3 protein-coding genes and 1 pseudogene are annotated in these 2830 nt (G+C 56.6%); all 4 read right to left on the reverse strand.

From position 1 onward, the window contains the following. A pseudogene (locus AC3IFE_RS00475) lies at positions 1 to 447 on the reverse strand (IS5 family transposase); the annotation flags it as partial. Positions 448 to 479: 32 nt separating this feature from the next. After that, positions 480 to 965, reverse strand: coding sequence for a T6SS immunity protein Tli3 family protein (locus AC3IFE_RS00480; protein WP_489189246.1), 486 nt, complete (start codon positions 963 to 965; stop codon positions 480 to 482). Positions 966 to 1025: 60 nt separating this feature from the next. Further along, positions 1026 to 1754, reverse strand: a complete 729-nt coding sequence (locus AC3IFE_RS00485; RefSeq protein WP_489189247.1) for a T6SS immunity protein Tli3 family protein — start codon at positions 1752 to 1754, stop codon at positions 1026 to 1028. After that, positions 1744 to 2830: T6SS effector phospholipase Tle3 domain-containing protein (locus AC3IFE_RS00490; protein WP_489189248.1), on the reverse strand; the 1087-nt coding region annotated here is incomplete at its 5' end. The genes AC3IFE_RS00490 and AC3IFE_RS00485, both read right to left, overlap by 11 nt.

Raw genomic sequence — 2830 nt, forward strand, 5'->3', positions numbered from 1 at the left:
TGGTCAGGATCGCGGCAAGCGGCGTGCCGTTGGCATCGGTGACGATGTGGTGCTTCGAACCGGGTCGAGCGCGATCGGTAGGGTTTGGCCCAGTTTTTGGCCCGCCCCAACGGCGCGAATCGATGACGAATCGACAGCGGCTCGCGAAAAGTCGATCTGGTCTGCTGCTCGCAGCTTCGCGAGCAGCAACTCGTGCAAGCGGTCCCACACGCCGGCCGCCTGCCAGTCGCGCAGCCGCCGCCAACATGTCACGCCCGAGCCGCAACCCATCTCGGCAGGCAGGTCGCGCCAGCGTAGTCCGGTCTCGAGAACGAACAAGATGCCGGTCAGCGCGGCGCGATTCGAAACAGGCAGGCGGCCCGGGTTCTTCTCGCGCCGCGGCTTGGATGGCGGCAGTAACGGCTCGATCAGTGTCCACAATTCGTCGTCGATGATCGGCTTGCCCATCTCCTCGGCCTCGGTTGTTCCGATGCCTGAGGTTAACAGCTCGCCGCGAAAGTTAACAGGCCCACGGGCTCTTTTTGAAACCGTCTCTTATAGATGTGCCTCGCATACACCATCCCATGAAACGTGTTGCCGCCATCCGTTGAGTACGCCATGACGGGGTTGCATCCTCGGTCGCCACAAACTGTATAAGGCGCGACTGCGGATGGAAACACGAGATTCATTCCAGTCGAGTCGGCATTGATGATTCGCCCCTGGAAATTCTCGACGGTACCCCGCCCAAGCTTCCTGCGGATACCTGCTTTCGTATCGTTGTAGAAGGTCTCGCCGTGATAGCAATCACGATACCGCTCCAGCGTCACGAACCGGTAATTGTCAAGTCGGTAAATGATTTGGGGTGGCGAGTCGTAAGGCAGTTCCTTGGCGCTCAGAAAGTCCGCGAGGTTAAACGAATATGGCTTTTGTGTACTACAGGCCTGCATCATCAGCATCAGCCCGACAATGACGAGATTACGCACCATAGGAATTTTCATAAACGGGATTTTTCATGATGTCGTTCCTTGCAGCGACGGAGATGCACATTAGCGCACCAGCGGCGCATCCGGGTTGGTCGGCTTGATTGATGAATCGCACGTGATGCGGTCTTGACCGGAGGGAGTGCGAAGTCCGTCCGGCATCAGCTTTTTCTTGGATGCCCATGCACTGTCCGACTCAACGATTGGTTGATAAGGATTGCTCCGATCAGCAAACTGGGCAAGCGTATATTGTCGAACGTTTAGATCGTATTCAGGGCGATCGCTTCTGTACTGGAATTTCTTGGCTATAAACAGCGTGTCGCTCGTGACCGCCACCGTATAGTCCTTCGAATCCTCGAACGGCCTGAAGCTATGAGGCATGTAGGTCAAAAGATGGAAAGTCGCTCCGCCATCCGTCGAGTACCACAGCGGAACGGTACAACCTCGATCTCCGCATGAAATTCGAGGTGGAAGTGCAAGAGGCAGTACGATATTCATCCCTGTCTGATCGGCGTTGACTATTCGTCCTTGAAAATCCTCGAACAAACCAATTCCGATCTTCTTGCGAATGTTCGCCTTCGTATCGTTATAGAACGTCTCGCCGTGATAGCAATCACGATACCGCTCCAGCGTCACGAACCGGTGATCGTCAAGTCGGTAAATGACTTGGGGTGACGAGTCGTAAGGCAGTTCCTTGGCGCTCAGAAAGTCCGCGAGGTTAAACGAATACGGGCGCGGTGCACTACAGGCCTGCATCAGCAACAGCAGCGCGACAATGACGAAGTTACGCACCATTGGAATTCCCCCATTCGATTCGTTTTGCGTCGGCGCGGCTCTTTTCTTCCGCCACTGTGCTCCAGTCGATCATGTCCGGCTTTTCGACAGCCTTGAGAACACCGTCCGTAAAGTACGGATCGTAGCCTCGCGTCCAGTCAGCCTTCTTGATCAGTCGAGCCCAGAAATCCCAGTCCTCGGCAGCATCACAAAAACCAATCGGCAAGTCCCAGGCCACGACCCGTTTCATGAACTCCGCATGCGACGGAAGCGTGCTGTGATTGGTCGGCTCGGGACGGTAATTGTTGATCCGCTCCTGGAGTTCCTCTTGTGTTTCGAGTGAACGCATGCGCCCGCTGTTGGCATACACGTCTTCGCGTGTTTTGTATTCTTCGCGTTCATACATCGAGGCAAAGTTGGGAAAGGTGGGATCCAGATACCTTCCCTTTTCCGGGTCAAGCGGATCGCGAACAAACTTTCCCCACTCCGGCGCGACTTTGCGCGACTCTTCAAAATCCCGCATCTCTTCCGCCGTCAGCGGATTCGGTACCTGCTCCGCATTGATCGTGACGGTCTGGTTTGGCTTCGGCACCGCCCACAGGTTTGTCAGACCGAATACCCCACCAGCCGGCCCGCGATTGCCATTCCAGAAGTCCGTCGTTTTCGCACCAGGGACCAACTTGTCCTCCGGGGTCGGCGGCAACGTTCCGAATGGCCGAACGCCTGATTCATCACCCACCGCCATTTCACGCGCCAGCATCCGCTGCTTGACGGTATCGCCCAGTTCCGTCAGCAGTTCATCGCCGATGCCTTGCCAGCCAATGCTTTGCAACGTCGTGATACCCATCACCCGATCATGCGGCGTGAAATAGACGTATAAGCGGCCGTGATTGTCGCGCTCCGGCACGCCGTAATGCAGCTTCACGTCCGGCCGCCAGAAATTCATGTCCTGCGTTGCACCGACGTGCAATTGCTCCATCATTTGTTCGGTGAAGACCCGCTTGTCCCGCTTGATGCGATTCGCGATCTGGCGGAACGTGTTGACGCGCGCCTGCGCGGTCGGTCGCTCGCTCCCGCAAGTCAACGCATCCGTTGCC

The organism is Burkholderia sp. APQ4-4ca, assembly GCF_057837105.1.

Bases quoted from the DNA above. Each gene is read 5' to 3' on its own strand.
- AC3IFE_RS00485 (WP_489189247.1), bottom strand. From the start codon at position 1,754: ATGGTGCGTAACTTCGTCATTGTCGCGCTGCTGTTGCTGATGCAGGCC.
- AC3IFE_RS00480 (WP_489189246.1), bottom strand. From the start codon at position 965: ATGGTGCGTAATCTCGTCATTGTCGGGCTGATGCTGATGATGCAGGCC.